This window comes from Brachybacterium halotolerans subsp. kimchii (assembly GCF_020792675.1).
Lineage (GTDB): Bacteria > Actinomycetota > Actinomycetes > Actinomycetales > Dermabacteraceae > Brachybacterium > Brachybacterium halotolerans.
In genome coordinates this window covers 1,229,021-1,247,451 of sequence record NZ_CP086254.1, presented here as the reverse complement: position 1 = coordinate 1,247,451, position 18,431 = coordinate 1,229,021, and the positions used below count along the sequence as shown (strand labels likewise).

Here is an 18,431-nt window from a genome sequence, read left to right as displayed (position 1 = left end):
TCGGCGCTGCGGGCGGGGAAGGCCTCTGCTTCGTCCGGCACTTTGAGACTAGGCGCGCGGAATAGTCGGGGCCAGCGGTTTGGTGCACCCCGACCGGCTCCTTTGCCAGTCCTTGGGAAAGCGCGGACCCTTCATGGCCAGGCAGGGAGGCTCCTTTACCGCCGGGCGGCGGAGGGCGTGACCCGCTCCGCGGGCGGCCCCTCGTCGGCCGACGCGTCAGCACCTTCGTGGGAGGGGCGGCCGGGTCCTCGTCGGCCGGCCGATCGTGCCCCGCGCCGGCGAGCCCGCGGGGCCGTCCCGGTCCGCCGACCGGCCCCCATGGGTCGGGGCCCGGGTGTGCGCCTGCGGCGAACAGCATGCCGGGGGAGCGGGCGCTCGACATAGAGTCGACCCCATCGAGAAGTCGGCCCCTCTAAGGAGTAATCCATGACCTCGCAGCCCCGCAACGCCTCGGGCGACACCCCCATGGGACTGGACGACAACGTCTATCAGCGCCTGCTGCGCGAGCGCATCGTCTGGCTCGGGGAGGACGTGCGCGATGACAACTCCAACGCCATCTGCGCCAAGCTCCTGCTGCTCGCGGCGGAGGATCCCGAGAAGGACATCTACCTCTACATCAACAGCCCCGGCGGCTCCATCACCGCCGGCATGGCCATCTACGACACCATGCAGTACATCCAGCCCGACGTCGTCACCATCGCCATGGGCATGGCGGCCTCGATGGGCCAGTTCCTGCTGTCCTCCGGCACGCCCGGCAAGCGCTACGCGACCCCGAACACCCGCGTGCTGATGCACCAGCCGCTGGGCGGCCTCGGCGGAACCGCGAGCGAGATCAAGATCCAGGCGGATCTGATCCTGTCCATGAAGAAGCAGATGGCGGAGCTGACCGCCGAGCAGACCGGCAAGAGTGTCGAGCAGATCATCGCCGACGGCGACCGCGACCACTGGTTCACCGCTCCCGAGGCCCTCGAGTACGGCTTCATCGACGGGATCGTCACCCGTGCGGACGACGTCAGCGGCGGGGGCGGGACCGACGACTGAGCCGCCCGTCGGCCCGCATCCGTCGCACCCGAACCGTCTTCACGAACCACCCAAGGAGCACCACGTGACCTTCGATCCCCGCTTCGCCCCCCAGGCAGGCGCCGGCATGCCCATCGCGCAGGCCGGGCCGATGCCGTCCTCCCGCTACGTCCTGCCCCAGTACGAGGAGCGCACGGCGTACGGCTTCAAGCGCCAGGACCCCTACACCAAGCTGTTCGAGGACCGCATCATCTTCCTGGGCGTCCAGGTCGACGACGCCTCGGCCGACGACGTCATGGCGCAGCTGCTCGTGCTCGAGTCCCAGGACCCCGACCGCGACATCACGCTGTACATCAACAGCCCCGGCGGCTCGTTCACCGCGCTCACCGCGATCTACGACACCATGCAGTACATCAAGCCCGACATCACCACGGTGTGCCTCGGGCAGGCGGCCTCCGCGGCGGCCGTGCTGCTGGCGGCGGGCGCGCCCGGCAAGCGCCTCGCGCTGCCCAACGCTCGCATCCTCATCCACCAGCCCGCGATGGGCGGACAGGGCGGCGGCCAGGCCTCGGACATCGAGATCCAGGCCAACGAGATCCTGCGCATGCGCGAGTGGCTCGAGACCACGCTCGCCCACCACACGGGCCGCGCGGCCGAGGACGTCAACCGCGACATCGAGCGCGACAAGATCCTCACCGCCCAGGGCGCCCTCGAGTACGGCCTGGTCGACCAGGTCCTGGCCTCGCGGAAGGACGCACCCGGCCAGCTCTCCCGCTGAGCCGGCGCGACCGAGAAGCACCCCAGCAGCACCAGCCCCACTTGGTGCATAACGCACGGCGCGCGGCCCCGGAGTTCGTGACCCCGGGGCCGCGCGTCTCCCACGACGCGGGAGCGCGCTGGGCTACCGTTGATGCACGCGGACGCCGTCCGCGTGCGGCAGCGGCCGCGGCGGCACGAGCCGCACACGGCCCGACCGGAAAGGGAAGAGGACGGACATGGCGCGCATGAGCGACGGAGCCGACGTGTTCAAGTGCTCCTTCTGCGGCAAGTCGCAGAAGCAGGTGGAGCGCCTGATCTCGGGCCCGCAGGTGTACATCTGCGAGGAGTGCATCGAGCTGTGCAACGAGATCATCGCCGAGGAGGTCCAGGCCGCCAAGCCCGCCGCCGAGGAGCCCGCACCCCTGCCCAGCCCGCGGGAGATCTTCGACTTCCTGCAGCAGTACGTCGTCGGCCAGGACCCCGCCAAGAAGGCCCTCTCGGTCGCCGTCTACAACCACTACAAGCGCGTGCGCGCCCAGGAGGCCGCCGCGGAGGCGACCCAGGGGCCGGCCGTCGCCGGCACGTCGAAGGACGCGACCCCGGCCAAGGGATCGAAGGGTCCGGCTCGCGCGGGCGCCTCCGGTGCGGCCCCCGCCGCCGAGGACGATGCGGAGAGCAGCGAGGAGGAGGTCGAGGTCGCCAAGTCCAACGTGCTGATCGTCGGCCCCACCGGATGCGGCAAGACCTACCTCGCCCAGACCCTCGCGCGCCTGCTCGACGTGCCCTTCGCGATGGCCGACGCCACGGCGCTCACCGAGGCCGGCTACGTGGGCGAGGACGTCGAGAACATCCTGCTCAAGCTGCTCCAGGCCGCCGACTACGACGTCGCCAAGGCTGAGCGAGGCATCATCTACATCGACGAGGTCGACAAGATCGGCCGCAAGGCCGAGAACCCGTCGATCACCCGGGACGTCTCCGGCGAGGGCGTGCAGCAGGCGCTGCTGAAGATCCTCGAGGGGACGGTCGCCGCGGTGCCGCCGCAGGGCGGGCGCAAGCACCCCCACCAGGAGTTCATCCAGATCGACACGACGAACGTGTTGTTCATCGTGGCCGGTGCCTTCGCCGGGATGGAGGACATCATCGGCTCGCGCATCGGCAAGCGCGGCATCGGCTTCGGCGCGGAGCTGCACGCGCCCATGGAGCAGTCGGAGATCTACTCCAAGCTGCTGCCCGAGGACCTGCTGAAGTTCGGGCTGATCCCCGAGTTCATCGGTCGCCTGCCCGTGCTCACGAGCGTGGCGAACCTGGATCGCGAGGCCCTCATCCAGATCCTCACCGAGCCCAAGAACGCCCTGGTCAAGCAGTACCAGAAGATGTTCGAGCTCGACGGCGTCGAGCTCGACTTCGAGCGCAGCGCCCTCGAGGCCATCGCCGAGCGCGCGATCGACCGCGGCACCGGTGCGCGCGGGCTGCGCGCGATCCTCGAGGAGACCCTGCAGGCGGTCATGTTCGAGGTGCCCTCGCGGCGCGACATCGCCCGCGTGGTCATCACCGAGGGCGTGGTGACGGACGGCCGCGCCCCGCTCATGGTCACCACCGCCGAGGTCGAGCGCGAGTCCGAGGACCGCCACGAGCAGAGCGCCTGAGCGGCGCACGAGGGAGACGCGACCATGACGCGCCACGAGGACACCACCCCGCCCGACGTGCGTGCGAGCGAGATCCGGGCCGAGGCCACCGGTGCCGCCGACGCAGGGGCAGCGGCCGACGCGGCGGGCTCGCCCGAGGCCGTCGAGCGCGCCCGGGCCCTGCTCGCCGAGGAGCGCTCGAGCATCGACAACATCGATGCGGCGCTCGTGAACCTGCTCGCCGAGCGCTTCCGCCACACCCAGCGCGTGGGCCGGCTGAAGGCCGAGCACGGCCTGCCGCCCGCCGATCCCCGTCGCGAGGAGCAGCAGGTCGCCCGCCTGCGCGCGCTCGCCCAGGAATCCGGTCTGGACCCCGTGTTCGCCGAGTCCTTCCTGAAGTTCATCGTCACCGAGGTGATCCGCCACCACGAGCAGATCCGGGGCGAGGACGCCTCCTGATCCATCGACCGGTCCTCCCGTGACCCCGCCGTCGGCCACGGGTCCCGGCCGCCCGGCCTGACACGTCGTCAGAATCGCGGCCATTGCGGCCGCGAAGAGGCGTTTCGCCGGAGTAGCATCGGGGCATGCCCCGCTTCAGCTTCCTCGAGTGGCCGGTCGTGCGCCAGCTGCGAGACGGCGACGTGCTCGGCCGCGGAACCTCCGTGACCTCGAAGCGCACCCGCAGCATCACGCCCCGCACGGCCGAGGCCGACCACGTCGCGCACAGCGTGTGCCCGTACTGCGCCGTCGGCTGCGGTCAGCTCGTCTACTCGAAGGACGGGAAGGTCACGCAGATCGAGGGCGACCCTGCCTCGCCGATCTCGCGCGGTCGCCTGTGCCCGAAGGGGTCGGCGAGCGAGCAGCTCGTGAACTCCCCGCGCCGCATCACGAAGGTGCGCTACCGCCGGCCCTACGGGACCGAGTGGGAGGACCTCGACCTCGACACCGCGATCGACATGATCGCCGACCGCTTCCTCGAGGCGCGCCGCAACCACTGGGAGGACGTCGACGACAAGGGCCACGCCCTGCGGCGCACGATGGGCATCGCGAGCCTCGGCGGCGCGACCATCGACAACGAGGAGAACTACCTCGCCAAGAAGCTGTTCACGGCCGCGGGCGCGATCCAGATGGAGAACCAGGCGCGCATATGACACTCCGCCACGGTTCCCAGTCTGGGAGCCTCGTTCGGACGCGGAGGCGCCACCCAGTCCCTCCAGGACATGGCCAACGCGGATTGCATCATCATCCAGGGCTCGAACATGGCCGAGGCACATCCCGTGGGCTTCCAGTGGGTGATGGAGGCGAAGTCCCGCGGAGCCACGATCATCCACGTGGATCCGCGCTTCACGCGCACCTCGGCCAATGCGCACAAGCACATCCCCACGCGCGCCGGCAGTGACGTCGTGCTGCTGGGAGCGCTCATCAACCATGTGCTGAGCAACGACCTGTACTTCAAGGACTACGTGCTGGCGTACACCAACGCCTCCACGATCATCTCCGAGGAGTTCCTGGACACCGAGGACCTCGAGGGCCTGTTCTCCGGCTACGACCCGGAGACCGGGACCTACGACCCCGCGTCCTGGGCGTACTCCGCCCCGGGGGAGGACGGGAAGGTCGCCGACGCGAGCGCCTTCGAGGGCCGGGAGGGCTCCCACTGGACCGCCGGCCGCGCCGGCGCCGGCGAGGCGTTCGGATCGGGCGGTCCGCCGCTCGAGCACGGCATCCCCGCGCGCGACGAGACCCTGCAGGATCCGCGCACGGTCCTCCAGATCCTCAAGCGCCACTACTCCCGGTACACCCCGGAGATGGTGACCGAGGCCTGCGGCATCTCCCGCGCGGATTTCGATTACCTCGCCCGCGCGCTCGTGGAGAACTCCGGTCGCGAGCGCACCACGTGCTTCGCCTACGCGGTGGGCTGGACCCAGCACGTGGGCGGCGCCCAGTTCATCCGCACCGCGGCGATGCTGCAGCTGCTGATGGGGAACGTGGGCCGACCGGGCAGCGGCATCATGGCGCTGCGCGGCCACGCCACCATCCAGGGGTCGACGGACATCCCGACGCTGTTCAACCTGCTGCCGGGCTACCTGCCCATGCCCAAGGCGGGGGCGCACGACGATTTCCAGACCTACGCGGACTCCATCGGCCGCAAGGAGCAGAAGGGCTTCTGGGCCGAGTCGCGCACCTACGCCGTGAACCTGCTCAAGGCCTGGTGGGGCGAGCACGCCACCGCGGAGAACGACTTCGCCTTCGACTACCTGCCGCGGCTCGACGGTCCGGCCGGCACCTACCAGACGCTGATGCGGATGCTCGACGACGGCGTGGACGGGTACTTCCTGCTGGGCCAGAACCCGGCGGTGGGATCGGCGAACGGCCGCATGCAGCGCCTGGGCATGTCCCACCTGAAGTGGATGGTGGTGCGCGACTTCTCCATGATCGAGTCCGCCACCTGGTGGAAGGAGGGGCCGGAGATCGACTCGGGCGAGCTGCGCACGGAGGACATCGGCACCGAGATGTTCTTCCTGCCGGCGGCGAACCACACCGAGAAGGCCGGCTCCTTCACCCAGACCCAGCGTCTCGTACAGTGGCGCGAGAAGGCCGTGGATCCGCCGGGCGACGCGCAGAGCGAGCTCGACTTCCTCTACGAGCTCGGCCGGCGCATCCGCGAGAAGCTCCGGGGGTCGACCGATCCCCGTGACCGGCCGCTTCTCGACCTCACGTGGGACTACCCCGTGGACAAGGAGGGCGAGGTCGATTCGGAGTCCGTGATCGCCGAGATCAACGGCCGCCACGAGACCGGCCCGAAGGCAGGGCAGCCGCTGAGCGGCTACACGGAGATGGCCGACGACGGCTCGACCTCCGGCGGCTGCTGGATCTACACCGGTGTGTACGCCGACGGCATCAACCAGGCCGCCCGCAAGAAGCCCGGCTACGAGCAGGACGAGTTCGCCCACGAGTGGGGATGGGCCTGGCCGATGAACCGGCGCATCCTCTACAACCGCGCCTCGGCCGACGCCGACGGCAAGCCCTGGAGCGAGCGCAAGAAGCTGCTGTGGTGGGACGAGACGGCGGAGACGTGGGCCGGCCCCGACGTCCCGGACTTCCCCGCCGACAAGGCCCCGCACGATCCTGGCGACGTCGAGGCGGGCGGGGCGAAGGGCCTGGCCGGCAACGATGCGTTCGTCATGCAGTCCGACGGGCGCGGCTGGCTGTTCGCGCCGACCGGGCTCGTCGACGGGCCGCTCCCGACCCACTACGAGCCCGTGGACTCCTCGATCCCGAACCCGCTGTACCCGCAGCAGGCGAACCCGACGCGCGAGTTCATCCAGGACCGCGACAACCTCAACGCGCCGGGGATGACGGGGGACGCCCGCGAGGAGGTGTACCCGTACTACTTCTCGACCTACCGCGTCACCGAGCACCACACGGCGGGCGGCATGAGCCGCTGGCTGCCCTATCTCGCCGAGCTCCAGCCGCAGCTGTTCTGCGAGATCTCCCCGGAGCTCGCCGCGGAGGTGGGCATCGAGCCCTACGGCTGGGCCACGATCATCTCGCCGCGCGCCGCGATCGAGGCGATCGCCCTGGTCACCGAGAGGATGACGCCGCTGACGATCTCCGGTCGCACGGTGCACCAGATCGGACTGCCCTACCACTGGGCGCAGGGGACGCACGCGGTCGTCGAGGGCGACAGCGTCAACGACCTCATCGCGATGAACCTGGACGCGAACACGCAAATCCAGAACTCCAAGGTCACGGCCTGCGCGATCCGGCCCGGCCGTCGGCCCCGAGGAGCCGCGCGCCAGGAGCTGGTCGAGGAGCTCCAGCGCCGCGCCGGTCTCCAGCTCGACACCGGGGACCAGCTGCTCACGGCGCCCGACTTCCCCGAGGGCACCGAGAGGCAGGACATCGACCTGCAGAGCGGGGAGTCGATCGAGGAGACGTTCGACCTGCCGCGCCACGAGAGCGGCGGCGAGGACCAGCGCACCACCGGAACGGAGGAGGACTGATGGGACTGCTGTCCGGACCCGAGGAGAACCCCGCCGCCGACTCCGGATGGGGACACGACCACGCGCGCAAGGGGTTCTTCACCGACACCTCGATCTGCATCGGCTGCAAGGCCTGCGAGGTCGCGTGCAAGGAGTGGAACCGCAACCCGCAGGACGGCGACCTGAAGATCCTGGGCTCCTCCTACGACAACACGGGCTCGCTGGGGGCGAACACCTGGCGCCACGTGGCCTTCGTCGAGCAGAAGAAGGACCGCATCGAGGAGGCCCGCGAGTCGGGGCGCAAGCTCGTCTCCCTGGGGATGCCCACGATCGGTCCCCGCGGCGGCACCGCCGCGCCCGGCGGGCGCGCGGGGGAGGACCTCACCGGGGTGGACACCACGCCCCCGGACACCCCGGAGTTCCGGTGGCTGATGTCCTCGGACGTGTGCAAGCACTGCACGCACGCCGGCTGCCTGGACGTGTGCCCCACCGGGGCCCTGTTCCGCACCGAGTTCGGCACCGTGGTGGTGCAGTCCGACATCTGCAACGGCTGCGGCACCTGCGTCGGCAGCTGCCCCTTCGGGGTCATCGAGCGCCGCGACGACGGCACGGTCTCCCCGAAGGAGGATCGCGGCCGCGTGCAGCAGGAGGTGCCGAACAAGGGCACCGCGAACAAGTGCACCCTGTGCTACGACCGGCTGGTCGAGGGCGAGGAGCCCGCGTGCGCGAAGACCTGCCCCACCACGTCCATCAAGTTCGGGGACCGCTCCGACATGGTCGAGCAGGCGCATGAGCGCGTCGCCCAGCTGCACGCGCAGGGCATGACCGAGGCGCGCCTGTACGGCGCGAACCCGGAGGACGGCGTGGGCGGCACCGGATCGGTGTTCCTGCTGCTGGACGAGCCCGAGGTCTACGGCCTGCCGCCGGACCCGCAGGTGCCCACGGCCGACCTGCCGCACATGTACCGCACCGCGGCCGTCGCCATGGGCGGCATGCTGGTCGCGACCGCTCTCGCGTTCCTGGGAGGACGTCGGTGACCCATTCCGAGTACGACGAGTACCGCCCGCCCGAGCCCCCGCGTCGTCGGCGCGGCGGCCGGGGCGCCGGCCCCGGCGGCAGGGGGAAGCGCCGTCGAGACCTGACCGAGAGCGGCGGCGGCGACGGCTCGCGCGAGATGGCGATGGTCGAGGACGTCGAGTTCGAGTCCTACTACGGCCGTCCCGTCGTGAAGGCTCCGCCGTGGGAGACCCCCATCGGGATCTACCTGTTCGTGGGCGGTCTCGCCGGCGCCTCCGGGCTGCTCCAGGCCGGGGCCGCGCTCACCGGGAACGCCGAGCTGCGCCGCAGCGCCCGCCTGGTCGCGATCGCCGCCGTGGGCGTCGGCACGCCCGCGCTCGTCATCGACCTGGGCCGGCCCGAGCGCTTCCTGCACATGATGCGCGTGTTCAAGGTCAGCTCCCCGATGAGCCTGGGCACCTGGATCCTCAGCTCGTACGCGAGCGGTGCCGCGATGACCGCGGCCAACGAGGTGGACCGCCTGACGGGCGAGCGACTGCCCTTCGGGCCGCTGCGTCCGCTGCTGCGCCTGGCGGAGGGGCCGTCGGCCGTCCTCCAGGGCGTCATGGGAGCGCCGCTCGCCGCGTACACCGCCGTGCTGCTGGGCGACACCGCCGTGCCGACCTGGAACGCGGCACGCCACGGCCTGCCCTTCGTGTTCGTCTCCTCGGCGAGCCTCGCCGCAGGCGGCATGGCGATGGCGCTCACCTCGCGGAAGAACGCGGGTCCGGCGCGCCTGCTCGCCGCGGCGGGCGTCGTCGGCGACATCGTCGGCATGCACTTCACGAAGTCGAGGATGCACCCGTTGGAGTCCGAGCCCCTCGAGGAGGGCACTCCCGGCAAGCTCCTCACCTGGGCCGAGCGCCTCGCGGTCGCCGGCGGCATCGGCACGTTGCTGGCGCGCCGCAGCCGGACCGTGGCCGTCGCCAGCGGCCTGGCCCTCGCGGGAGCCTCCGCCCTCACCCGCTTCGGCGTCCTGCACGCCGGCCACGAGTCGGTGAAGGACCCGCGGCGCGTGATGATCCCGCAGAAGGACCGCCTCGAGAAGCGCCGCGCCGCCGGCATCACGGACGACTCGATCACCACCGGGTGGTGACCGGATCGGCGCCGCGCACCGCGCGTCTCACCTCACGGTGATGGAAGGAGCGTCGGCCGCGGCGGGCACGGTCCGTCCGATGATCGGGTAGCCGGGCACCTCGCCGACCACGAGCAGGCCGCCGGAGGTCTGCGCGTCGGCGAGCAGCAGCAGATCGTCCTCGGTGATGCCGGGGCCGGCCTGCAGGCGGTCGCGCACCCAGTCCAGGTTCCTGCGGGTGCCGCCGGAGACGAAGCCGTCGCGCAGCGCCTCCGCCGCGCCGTCGACGAGCGGCACGGCGCCGCGGTCGATCTCCGCAGCGACGCCCGAGGCGCGCATCATCTTGAACAGGTGCCCGAGCAGGCCGAACCCGGTGACGTCGGTCGCCGCGCGCACGCCCGCCGCGAGCGCAGCCTGCGAGGCGTCGCGGTTCAGCGTCGTCATCGTCTCGATCGCCGCGGGGAACACCTCGGCCGTGGCCTTGTGGCGGTTGTTCAGCAGGCCCACGCCGAGCGGCTTGGTGAGGGTGAGCGGAAGACCGGCCCGGGCCGCGTCGTTGCGCAGCAGCCGATCCGGATGCGCGGTGCCGGTGACGGCCATCCCGTACTTGGGCTCCGGATCGTCCACGCTGTGCCCGCCGATCACCGGGACACCGGCAGACGCCGCGACCTCGAGGCCGCCCCGCAGCACCTCGCGCAGGAGCTCGTAGGGGAGCGTCTCGCGCGGCCACCCCACGAGGTTGATCGCGACCACGGGGTCGCCGCCCATCGCGTAGATGTCAGAGAGCGCGTTCGCGGCGGCGATGCGGCCCCAGTCGAAGGCGTCGTCGACCACGGGGGTGAAGAAGTCCGCGGTCGAGAGGACGGCGAGGTCCTCGCGCACCCGCACGGCGGCGGCGTCGTCGCCGTCGTCGAGCCCCACGATCACGTCGCCCGCGCTCTGGCCGGCCAGCGCCGAGACCGCCTCCTCGAGCTCGCCCGGCGGGATCTTGCTCGCGCAGCCGCCGCCGTGGGCCATGGTCGTCAGCCGCACCGAGATCGAGGGGAGGGCGGAGGGGATGGATTCGGAAGGTGCCTGGGCGTCGTCGGAGCTCATGGGAGCGAGTCTAGGCAGTGCGGGCGCGGCGTGGCCGGGCCGGGGCCGACGGATCCGGGCCGCGGGCGCCCAGGTCGGCGATAGGATCGCCCGTGGAGGCGTACGTGTCCTGGTGGGCGCCCCAGTCTTCAAAACTGGTGAGACCGAGCATCTCGGTCTGGCGGGTTCGATTCCCGTCCGCCTCCGCCACATCCCACCCAGGAGGAGCTGCGCGCGTGACCGAGTCCGATCCCCGCCGCCGCATCCCGCGCACCGACCGCCTGATGGCGCTGCCGGAGGTCGAGCGGGCGAGCGCGCAGATGGGGGAGCGCGTGGTGCGCGAGCTGATCCGCGCCGTCCAGGACCGCGCCCGCAGCGGGCAGATCGCCCCCGAGCAGGTGGAGCCCGAGCTGCTCGCCGGGCTCGGCACCGCCGGCGCCCACTCCCTGCGCCCGGTGCTCAACGCGACCGGCGTCATCGTCCACACGAACCTCGGCCGCGCACCGCTCTCCGATGCCGCGAGGGCCGCCCTGCAGGATGCCGCAGGGTACACGGACGTCGAGTTCGACCTCGCGTCCGGCCACCGCTCGCGCCGCGGGGCCGCCGCCCGGGCCGCCCTCCTCGCCGCGTGTCCCGCGGCCGAGGACGCGCTGGTCGTCAACAACGGCGCCGCCGCGCTCCTGCTCGCGACCACGGCGCTCGCGGGGAGCGGCGAGGTGGTCCTCTCGCGCGGGGAGATGATCGAGATCGGCGCCGGCTTCCGCCTGCCCGAGCTCATCGCCTCGACCGGCAGCCGCATCCGCGAGGTCGGCACCACCAACCGCACCCACGCCGAGGACTACGCCGACGCGCTCGGCCCCGCGACGGGCTGCGTGCTGCGCATCCACGCGAGCAACTACCGCATCAGCGGCTTCACCTCCGCCGTCCCCGTCGCCGAGCTCGCCGGGCTCTGCCATGACGCCCGGCTGCCGCTCGTCGTCGACCTCGGCAGCGGACTCCTCGCACCGGACTCCGCCCTGCCCGAGGAGCCCGCGCTCTCCACGGCGCTGCGCGACGGGGCCGACGTCGTCATCGCCTCGGGCGACAAACTGCTCGGCGGGCCCCAGGCAGGGATCCTGCTGGGACGGGCCGACGTCATCGCCCGCCTCGCCCGCCATCCCATGGCCCGCGCGATGCGCGCCGACAAGCTCGCCCTCGCCGCGCTCGAGGCCACGCTGCGGGGCCCCGAGCCACCCGTCCCGTCGGCCCTCCACATCGATCCCGAGCAGCTGCGCGCCCGCACCGAGGCCGTGTCCGCGCAGGTCGGCGGCCGCGTCGTCGACCACGACGGCCGCGTGGGCGGCGGAGGCGGCGCCGAGGTGCCGCTGCCCGGCGTCGCGATCGCCCTCCCCGAGGACCTCGCCGAGCCCTTGCGCCGCGGCGATCCGGCCGTCGTCGCGACCCTTCGCGACGGCGCCTGCCTGCTGGACCTGCGCTGCGTCCCCGCGGACCGAGACGAGGAGCTGACCCGCGCGGTGCAGGCCGTGCAGGCCGCGCGGGTCGCGAACGTCGCCTCGGAGCACCCATGATCGAGCGCGTCGTCGCGACCGCCGGGCACGTCGACCACGGCAAGTCCACCCTGGTGCGGGCGCTGACCGGCATCGAGACCGACCGCTGGGAGGAGGAGAGACGCCGGGGCCTGACCATCGACCTCGGCTTCGCCTGGACCCGCCTGCCCAGCGGCCGCGAGGTCTCCTTCGTCGACGTGCCCGGCCACGAGCGGTTCCTGGGCAACATGCTCGCCGGGCTCGGCCCCGCCCCGGTCGTCTGCTTCGTCGTCGCGGCCGACGAGGGCTGGCAGGCGCAGTCCGACGACCACCGCGACGCGCTCGCTGCCCTCGGCATCGCGACCGGCGTCCTCGTCATCACCCGCGCGGATCTCGCCGAGGACGGCGGCCGCGCCGCCCTCGCCCGGGCCCGCACGGAGCTCGCCGGCACCGGACTCGCGGGCGCCCCCGCGGTCACCGTCTCCGCGCGCACCGGCCAGGGCATCGACGAGCTGCGGAGCGTGCTCGACGACGTCCTCGAGCACGCCCCCGCACCGAGCGCGGCCGCCCCCGTGCGGCTGTGGATCGACCGGGCCTTCAGCATCTCGGGCGCCGGCACCGTGGTCACCGGCACCCTCGCGACCGGGACGCTGCACCAGGGCGACCGCCTCACTCTGCTCGGCGCCCAGGGGGACGCGGCCCGTGACGGCGGCGCTCAGGTCCTCGTCCGCGGCCTGCAGAGCCGCGAGGAATCGGCGCGCGAGCTCGGATCCGTCTGCCGGGCCGCCGTGAACCTGCGAGGCGCGGACCTCGAGGGGATCGGCCGCGGCGACGCGCTCGTCACCCTTGGCGCTTTCGAGGCCGTGGACCTCGTGGACGTGCGCCGGACGACCGGCGAGGCGCTCGACGAGGTCCCCCGCGAGGTCATGGTCCACGCCGGCACCGCCGCCGTCCCCGCGCGCGTGCGGGATCTCGGTGCGCAGCACGCCCGCCTCGCCCTCGAGCGGCCGCTGCCGCTGCGCGTGGGCGACCGGATGCTGCTGCGCGGCAGCGGCGAGCACGCCGTGCTCGGCGGCGTGCAGATCCTCGATGTCGACCCGTCTGCGCTCACCCGGCGAGGCGCCGGGAAGCGCCGCAGCACCGAGCTCGGGACCATGGACCCGCACGGGGACGCCGCCGACGAGACCGCCCGCCGCGGCGCGATCCGCGCGGACCTCCTCGCGCGCCGGGGGATCGCGGTGCCCGATCCGCTGCCGGGCGGCATCCTCCGCGCAGGGGAGTGGCTCGTGGCCGAGCAGGCGATCACCGCCTGGGCCGGCGCGCTGCGCGAGGCCGTCCGCGCCGAGCACGAGCGCGACGCGCTCTCCGCCGGGATCACGCGCGGTGCGGCGCTTGACCTGCTGGCACGGGACGGGACGGTCCCGGAGAGGTCCGCCCCGCCGATGCCCGACGCCTCACTGCTCTCCCTGGTGCTCCCGGCCGCCGGGCTCGCCGCGCAGGGCGGCCGCATCATCGACCCCGCGCACGCTGTCGGTCTCGGCGCGGCGGAAACGCAGGTCGCGGCGCTCGAGGAGCGCCTGCGCGCGCATCCGTTCCTGGCTCCGGAGGCCGACGACCTCGCCGCCCTGCACCTCGGCGTCCGCGAGCTCGCCGCGGCCGAGAAGCAGGGACGCCTGCTGCGCCTGCCTGACGGCGTGGTGCTGCTGCCATCGGCCCCGGCCCTGGCGATGCGCGAGCTCGCCCGGCTCGAGCAGCCCTTCACCGCGAGCGCGGCCCGTCGGGCGCTCGGCACCACGCGCCGCGTCGCGATCCCGCTGCTCGAGCACCTGGACGCACGCGGCTGGACCCGCCGTGTCGACGGATCCAGCCGTGAGGTGGTGCGCTGAGCGCGGGAGCGCTCCGCGTCAGCCCTGGTTCCGGGGCTTCTTGACCGGCGGCTCGCCGAGCTCGACGTCGCTCGTGGCGATGCCCTCGACCTCCCCGCCTGTGATCGTCAGCGCCTCGATCCGGCCCAGGGCCGTGAGGTCCCCGCGCGCCGCCTCGAGGTGCGCGATCGCGGACTCGGGGGCGGTGACGGTGACCTGCAGGATCGGGGTCTTCTGCGAAACCTTCGCATCGGACTTGATGCGCCGCAGCACGATCGCGGCCTGCTCGACGGTGCCCAGCAGCGCGGCGTCCTGGCCGGCCGCGGCCTCGCGCAGCGCGTCGGACGTCGGCCAGGGCTGCGTGTGCACGCTGCCCTCGCGCCACCACGACCAGACCTCCTCGGTCGCGAACACGATCACCGGGGCGAACAGGCGCAGCAGCACCTCGAGGGCGATCGCGAGCGCGGCGCGCGCCGAGGCCGCGCCCTCCTCGCCGGTCGCCGACGCGCCATGGGCCCGATCCTTGATGAGCTCGATGAAGTCGTCGCAGAACGTCCAGAAGAAGGGCTCGACGACCTCGAGTGCCCGCGCGTAGTCCATCTCCTCGAAGGCGGCGGTCGCGGCGTCCACGACCTCGGCGAGGGTCGCCAGCATCGCCCGGTCCAGCGGGTGCGTCACGGCCGACGGGTCCGCGGCCAGGCGGCCCGACGGGTCGGCCGGGGCGGTCCCGAAGCCGAGCGCGAACTTCGAGGCGTTGAGGATCTTGATCGCCAGGCGTCGGCCGATCTTCATCTGGCCCTCGTCGAACGCGGTGTCCACGCCCTGACGGGCGCGGCCCGCCCAGTAGCGCACGCCGTCCGAGCCGTGGTCGTGCAGCAGGCCGATCGGGGTGACGACGTTCCCCTTGGACTTGCTCATCTTCTTGCGGTCCGGATCCAGGATCCAGCCGTTGATCGACGTGTTGTACCAGGGCAGGGAGTCCTGCTGCAGGTGCGAGCGCACGATCGTGGAGAACAGCCAGGTGCGGATGATGTCGTGGCCTTGGGGGCGCAGGTCCATCGGGTAGACCTTCGCGAACAGCTCCGGATCGGCGTCCCAGCCGCCCGCGAGCTGCGGGGTCAGGGAGCTCGTCGCCCAGGTGTCGAGGATGTCCGGATCGGCGGTGAAACCGCCTGGCTGGTCGCGCCGGGACTCCTCGTAGCCGGCGGGCGCGTCGGTTGTGGGATCGATCGGCAGGCGCTCGAGCTCGGGGGTGAGCACGGTGTCGTAGTCGACCTCCCCGGCGGCGTCCAGCGCGTACCAGACGGGGATCGGGACGCCGTAGAAGCGCTGGCGGGAGACGAGCCAGTCGCCCGCGAGGCCCTCGACCCAGTTGCGGTAGCGCGACTCCATGTAGGCGGGGTGCCAGGTGATCTCGGCGCCGCGGGCGATCAGCGCGTCGCGCAGCCCGTCCTCGCTGGTGTCGCGGCCGCCGTTGGTGAGGTACCACTGGCGGCTGGTGACGTACTCGAGGGCCTTGTCGCCGTTCTCGTAGAACTTCACCGGATGCGTGATCCTCTTCGGCTCGCCCACCAGGTCGCCGGTCTCGATGACCATCTCGACGAGGCGCTTCTGCGCGCTGAACACGGTGAGCCCGGCGAGCTCGGCGTAGCGCTCGCGGCCCTCGGCGGAGGTGATCCACGGGGCCTCGGGCAGGAAGCGGCCGTCGCGGCCGATGACGCTGCGGGTGGGCAGCTCGAGCTCGCGCCACCAGGTGACGTCGTTCGCGTCGCCGAAGGTGCAGATCATGGCGATGCCCGCGCCCTTGTCGGCCTGGGCGAGGGGGTGGGCCAGCACCGGCACCTCGACGCCGAACAGGGGGGAGGTCACCGTGGCGCCGAACAGCTCCTGGTAGCGCTCGTCGTCCGGGTGGGCGACGAGGGCCACGCACGCGGGCAGCAGCTCGGGGCGCGTGGTCTCGATGAAGACCTTCTCGCCGCTCCCATCGGTCTTCGTGAAGCCGATGCGGTGGTAGGCACCGTCGCGCTCGCGGTCCTCCTGTTCGGCCTGGGCGACCGCGGTGCGGTAGGTGACGTCCCACATCGTGGGGGCCTCGGACTGGTAGGCCTGGCCCTTGGCCAGGTTCTCGAGGAAGGCGCGCTGGCTGGTCGCGCGGGAGCGCGCGTCGATCGTCTGGTAGCTGTGGTTCCAGTCGACGGAGAGGCCGAGCGTGCGGAAGACCTCCTCGAAGGAGGCCTCGTCGATCTTCGTGAGCCGCTCGCAGAGCTCGATGAAGTTCCGTCGCGAGATCGGCTTCTGGTTCGCGGCTTTCGCGGACTTGTTGTCCCCGCCCTCCTGCGGCGGGGTGAAGTCCTCCTCGTAGGGCAGCGAGGGGTCGCAGCGCACGCCGAAGTAGTTCTGCACGCGGCGCTCGGTGGGCAGGCCGTTGTCGTCCCAGCCCAGCGGGTAGAACACGTTCTTGCCGCGCATGCGCTGGTAGCGCACGATCATGTCGGCCTGGGAGTAGCCGAACACGTGGCCGATGTGCAGGGAGCCCGAGGCCGTGGGCGGCGGGGTGTCGACGCTGAACACCTGGTCACGGGTGGTGTCGGCGTCGAAGGCATAGACCTGCGCGGCGTCCCATACGCGGTCCCACTTGTCCTCGAGGCCCTCGAGGCTGGGCTTGTCGGGGAGAGCGGACGCGGCGTTCGGGCGCGGGGCGGTGTCGGTCATGGCGCCCATTGTTCCAGGCATCGTGCCTGAGAGCGCAATCCTGCGACGTGATCAGGGGCGCACGCAGCGTGCCGGGCTCCGGGCGGCCGTTCGCGCGATGGACACCGCGATGTCGGTCCGGTCTCCGCGGAGGTTCACGCGGCGCCTGTTGCATCGATCGGGTGTGCGCGGACGGCGCGCGTCCGGGCCCGAGCCCGTGGGCGTCGTCCCTCCCGACCCATCCGTCCGATCCCCAGGAGATCCCACCCATGTCGCAGGCCCCGCAGACCCACCCCGCGCAGACGACGCTGACGACGCCGAAGAAGACCTCCCGCCGAGCCGTCATCGCGGGTCTCGGCGCGTTCGCCGCGCTCCCTCTCGTGCAGGTCGAGGCCGCGAGCGCGGACGAGGCGTCGCGCGGCTCCTCGATCGAGGACCTGGTGCTCCTGGTCGGGTCCGACGAGACGCAGCGCAACCTCGCCTGGTTCAGCACCGACGGCGGCCGACAGGAGGTGCAGTTGGTGCGTCGGAGCGAGTACTCGCGAGGACACGGATTCCCGCGTGCGCGTGCCCGGCGCGTGCGGAGCACGAGCGGCGAGGCCCTCACCGACGGCTACCACTTCCATCACGCGACGCTCGAGGACCTCCGGGCCGACACTCGCTACCTCTACCGCGTCGGGTCCGCGCGCGCCGGCTGGTCGGACGTGTTCGAGTTCCGCACGATCGCCCGCAGCGGCTCCTTCGAGTTCCTGGTGGTCGCGGACCCGCAGATCGGAGCGAGCGGCGACAACGCCGCCGACGGCGAGGGCTGGGCCACCACGCTGCGCTACGCCGAGAAGAAGTACCCGCGCGCCGCCTTCATCCTCTCCGCGGGCGACCAGATCAACACCACCGGGGACCTCTCCGCGATGGCGGAGGAGTACACCGAGCTCCTGGCCCCGCGACAGCTCGCCTCCCTGCCCGTGGCCCCGGTCATCGGCAATCACGACGAGGGGTCGGACCTGTACAAGCAGCACTTCCACGTCGCGAACCAGTCGACGAGCGTGGGCGTGGTCGCCTCCTCGGGCAATGCGGGCGGCAACAGCTGGTTCCGCTTCCAGGACGTGCTCGTGGTGGCGCTGAACTCGAACAGCACCGACAACGCGGCCCATCTGGACTACGTCGCGCAGATCATGCGTGAGCACGACGATGCGCGCTGGGTGCTCGTCACCTTCCACCACTCGGTGTTCAGCACCGCCGACCACGCGATGGACAGCGACATCATCGAGCGCCGTCGGGTGCTTCCTCCCGGGTTCTCCGAGCTCGGGGTGGACCTCGTGCTGATGGGGCACGACCACCACTTCACCCGCTCGTACCTCATGAACGTCACCGACGACGAGGACGGGGACGGCGTCCCTGACAACGCGCTCAGCTCCTTCGAGACGGCCGGGACCGTGCGGGGGCGCGTGGTCGCCGAGGACGGCGACGTCCTCTACCTGACCTGCAACTCGTGCAGCGGCAGCAAGTACTACGAGACCGACGAGGAGAACCTCGACTCGTTCTACTGGATCGCCGAGGACGAGCAGCGGCACCACCCCAACGTGACGCGGGTGCGCGTCGAGCGCGACGCCCTGACGCTGGTGACCCACGACGTCACCGACGGCCGCGTCGTCGACGAGGTCGAGCTGGTGCGGGGGTCGCGCGGCCACGGACGCGGCCATCACGGCCGGGGGAAGGGCCGCGGCTGAGGACGACGCTCCGGCGACCGTCGTGAGCGG

General features: G+C 72.1%; 12 protein-coding genes and 1 tRNA gene. 11 read left to right on the top strand and 2 right to left on the bottom strand.

The features are described from left to right. Positions 1–426: 426 nt before the first annotated feature. The 7 genes from Bra3105_RS05585 (at position 427) to nrfD (ending at position 9,539) form a co-directional block, all read left to right on the top strand. Positions 427–1,041 (top strand): ATP-dependent Clp protease proteolytic subunit, encoded by a 615-nt coding sequence (locus tag Bra3105_RS05585; protein WP_200503181.1) that lies wholly within the window; start codon positions 427–429, stop codon positions 1,039–1,041. A gap of 106 nt (positions 1,042–1,147) precedes the next feature. After that, complete coding sequence (locus Bra3105_RS05580; protein WP_200503280.1) at positions 1,148–1,798, top strand: ATP-dependent Clp protease proteolytic subunit; 651 nt, start codon at positions 1,148–1,150, stop codon at positions 1,796–1,798. A gap of 217 nt (positions 1,799–2,015) precedes the next feature. Next, the gene (gene clpX / locus Bra3105_RS05575) at positions 2,016–3,425 is read left to right on the top strand and encodes an ATP-dependent Clp protease ATP-binding subunit ClpX (protein ID WP_200503180.1); all 1,410 of its coding nucleotides are present in this window, start codon (positions 2,016–2,018) and stop codon (positions 3,423–3,425) included. Between the two features lie 24 nt (positions 3,426–3,449). Continuing rightward, a complete protein-coding gene (locus Bra3105_RS05570; protein ID WP_228358938.1) occupies positions 3,450–3,863 on the top strand; it encodes a chorismate mutase in 414 nt (137 codons plus the stop codon). A gap of 125 nt (positions 3,864–3,988) precedes the next feature. Further along, positions 3,989–7,408: a formate dehydrogenase gene (fdh, locus tag Bra3105_RS05565; RefSeq protein WP_228358937.1), complete on the top strand. Its 3,420-nt coding sequence runs from the start codon at positions 3,989–3,991 to the stop codon at positions 7,406–7,408. Next, the gene (locus tag Bra3105_RS05560) at positions 7,408–8,424 is read left to right on the top strand and encodes a 4Fe-4S dicluster domain-containing protein (protein WP_228358936.1); all 1,017 of its coding nucleotides are present in this window, start codon (positions 7,408–7,410) and stop codon (positions 8,422–8,424) included. Before fdh ends, Bra3105_RS05560 begins: the two co-directional genes overlap by 1 nt. Then, entirely contained in the window at positions 8,421–9,539 is a 1,119-nt protein-coding gene (gene nrfD, locus Bra3105_RS05555) for an NrfD/PsrC family molybdoenzyme membrane anchor subunit (RefSeq protein ID WP_228358935.1), read from the top strand. The genes Bra3105_RS05560 and nrfD overlap by 4 nt, the downstream gene beginning before the upstream one ends. A gap of 27 nt (positions 9,540–9,566) precedes the next feature. Here the strand turns inward: nrfD and selD are convergent, their stop codons facing one another. Beyond that, complete coding sequence (selD, locus tag Bra3105_RS05550) at positions 9,567–10,613, bottom strand: selenide, water dikinase SelD (protein WP_228358934.1); 1,047 nt, start codon at positions 10,611–10,613, stop codon at positions 9,567–9,569. Positions 10,614–10,707: 94 nt separating this feature from the next. On the opposite strand from selD, the gene Bra3105_RS05545 reads away from it, so the two are divergent. The 3 genes from Bra3105_RS05545 to selB all read left to right on the top strand — a co-directional run bounded on the left by Bra3105_RS05545 (position 10,708) and on the right by selB (position 14,004). Beyond that, positions 10,708–10,802: transfer RNA gene (locus tag Bra3105_RS05545), tRNA-Sec, on the top strand. Positions 10,803–10,828: 26 nt separating this feature from the next. Next, positions 10,829–12,160, top strand: coding sequence for an L-seryl-tRNA(Sec) selenium transferase (gene selA, locus Bra3105_RS05540; protein ID WP_228358933.1), 1,332 nt, complete (start codon positions 10,829–10,831; stop codon positions 12,158–12,160). Beyond that, positions 12,157–14,004, top strand: a complete 1,848-nt coding sequence (gene selB, locus Bra3105_RS05535) for a selenocysteine-specific translation elongation factor (protein ID WP_228358932.1) — start codon at positions 12,157–12,159, stop codon at positions 14,002–14,004. Before selA ends, selB begins: the two co-directional genes overlap by 4 nt. Before the next feature lie 18 nt (positions 14,005–14,022). Here selB and valS read toward each other — a convergent pair whose 3' ends face one another. Then, on the bottom strand, positions 14,023–16,695 hold the full coding sequence (gene valS / locus Bra3105_RS05530) for a valine--tRNA ligase (protein WP_228358931.1): 2,673 nt from the start codon (positions 16,693–16,695) through the stop codon (positions 14,023–14,025). 248 nt (positions 16,696–16,943) lie between these two features. On the opposite strand from valS, the gene Bra3105_RS05525 reads away from it, so the two are divergent. After that, on the top strand, positions 16,944–18,401 hold the full coding sequence (locus Bra3105_RS05525; protein ID WP_228358930.1) for a purple acid phosphatase family protein: 1,458 nt from the start codon (positions 16,944–16,946) through the stop codon (positions 18,399–18,401). Positions 18,402–18,431: the final 30 nt, after the last annotated feature.

Excerpts from the sequence above, each read along its gene's own strand:
- Bra3105_RS05585 (WP_200503181.1), top strand. The coding sequence starts at position 427 with ATGACCTCGCAGCCCCGCAACGCCTCGGGCGACACCCCCATGGGACTG.
- Bra3105_RS05580 (WP_200503280.1), top strand. The coding sequence starts at position 1,148 with ATGCCCATCGCGCAGGCCGGGCCGATGCCGTCCTCCCGCTACGTCCTG.
- clpX (WP_200503180.1), top strand. The coding sequence starts at position 2,016 with ATGGCGCGCATGAGCGACGGAGCCGACGTGTTCAAGTGCTCCTTCTGC.
- Bra3105_RS05570 (WP_228358938.1), top strand. The coding sequence starts at position 3,450 with ATGACGCGCCACGAGGACACCACCCCGCCCGACGTGCGTGCGAGCGAG.
- Bra3105_RS05560 (WP_228358936.1), top strand. The coding sequence starts at position 7,408 with ATGGGACTGCTGTCCGGACCCGAGGAGAACCCCGCCGCCGACTCCGGA.
- selD (WP_228358934.1), bottom strand. The coding sequence starts at position 10,613 with ATGAGCTCCGACGACGCCCAGGCACCTTCCGAATCCATCCCCTCCGCC.
- selB (WP_228358932.1), top strand. The coding sequence starts at position 12,157 with ATGATCGAGCGCGTCGTCGCGACCGCCGGGCACGTCGACCACGGCAAG.
- valS (WP_228358931.1), bottom strand. The coding sequence starts at position 16,695 with ATGACCGACACCGCCCCGCGCCCGAACGCCGCGTCCGCTCTCCCCGAC.
- Bra3105_RS05525 (WP_228358930.1), top strand. The coding sequence starts at position 16,944 with ATGTCGCAGGCCCCGCAGACCCACCCCGCGCAGACGACGCTGACGACG.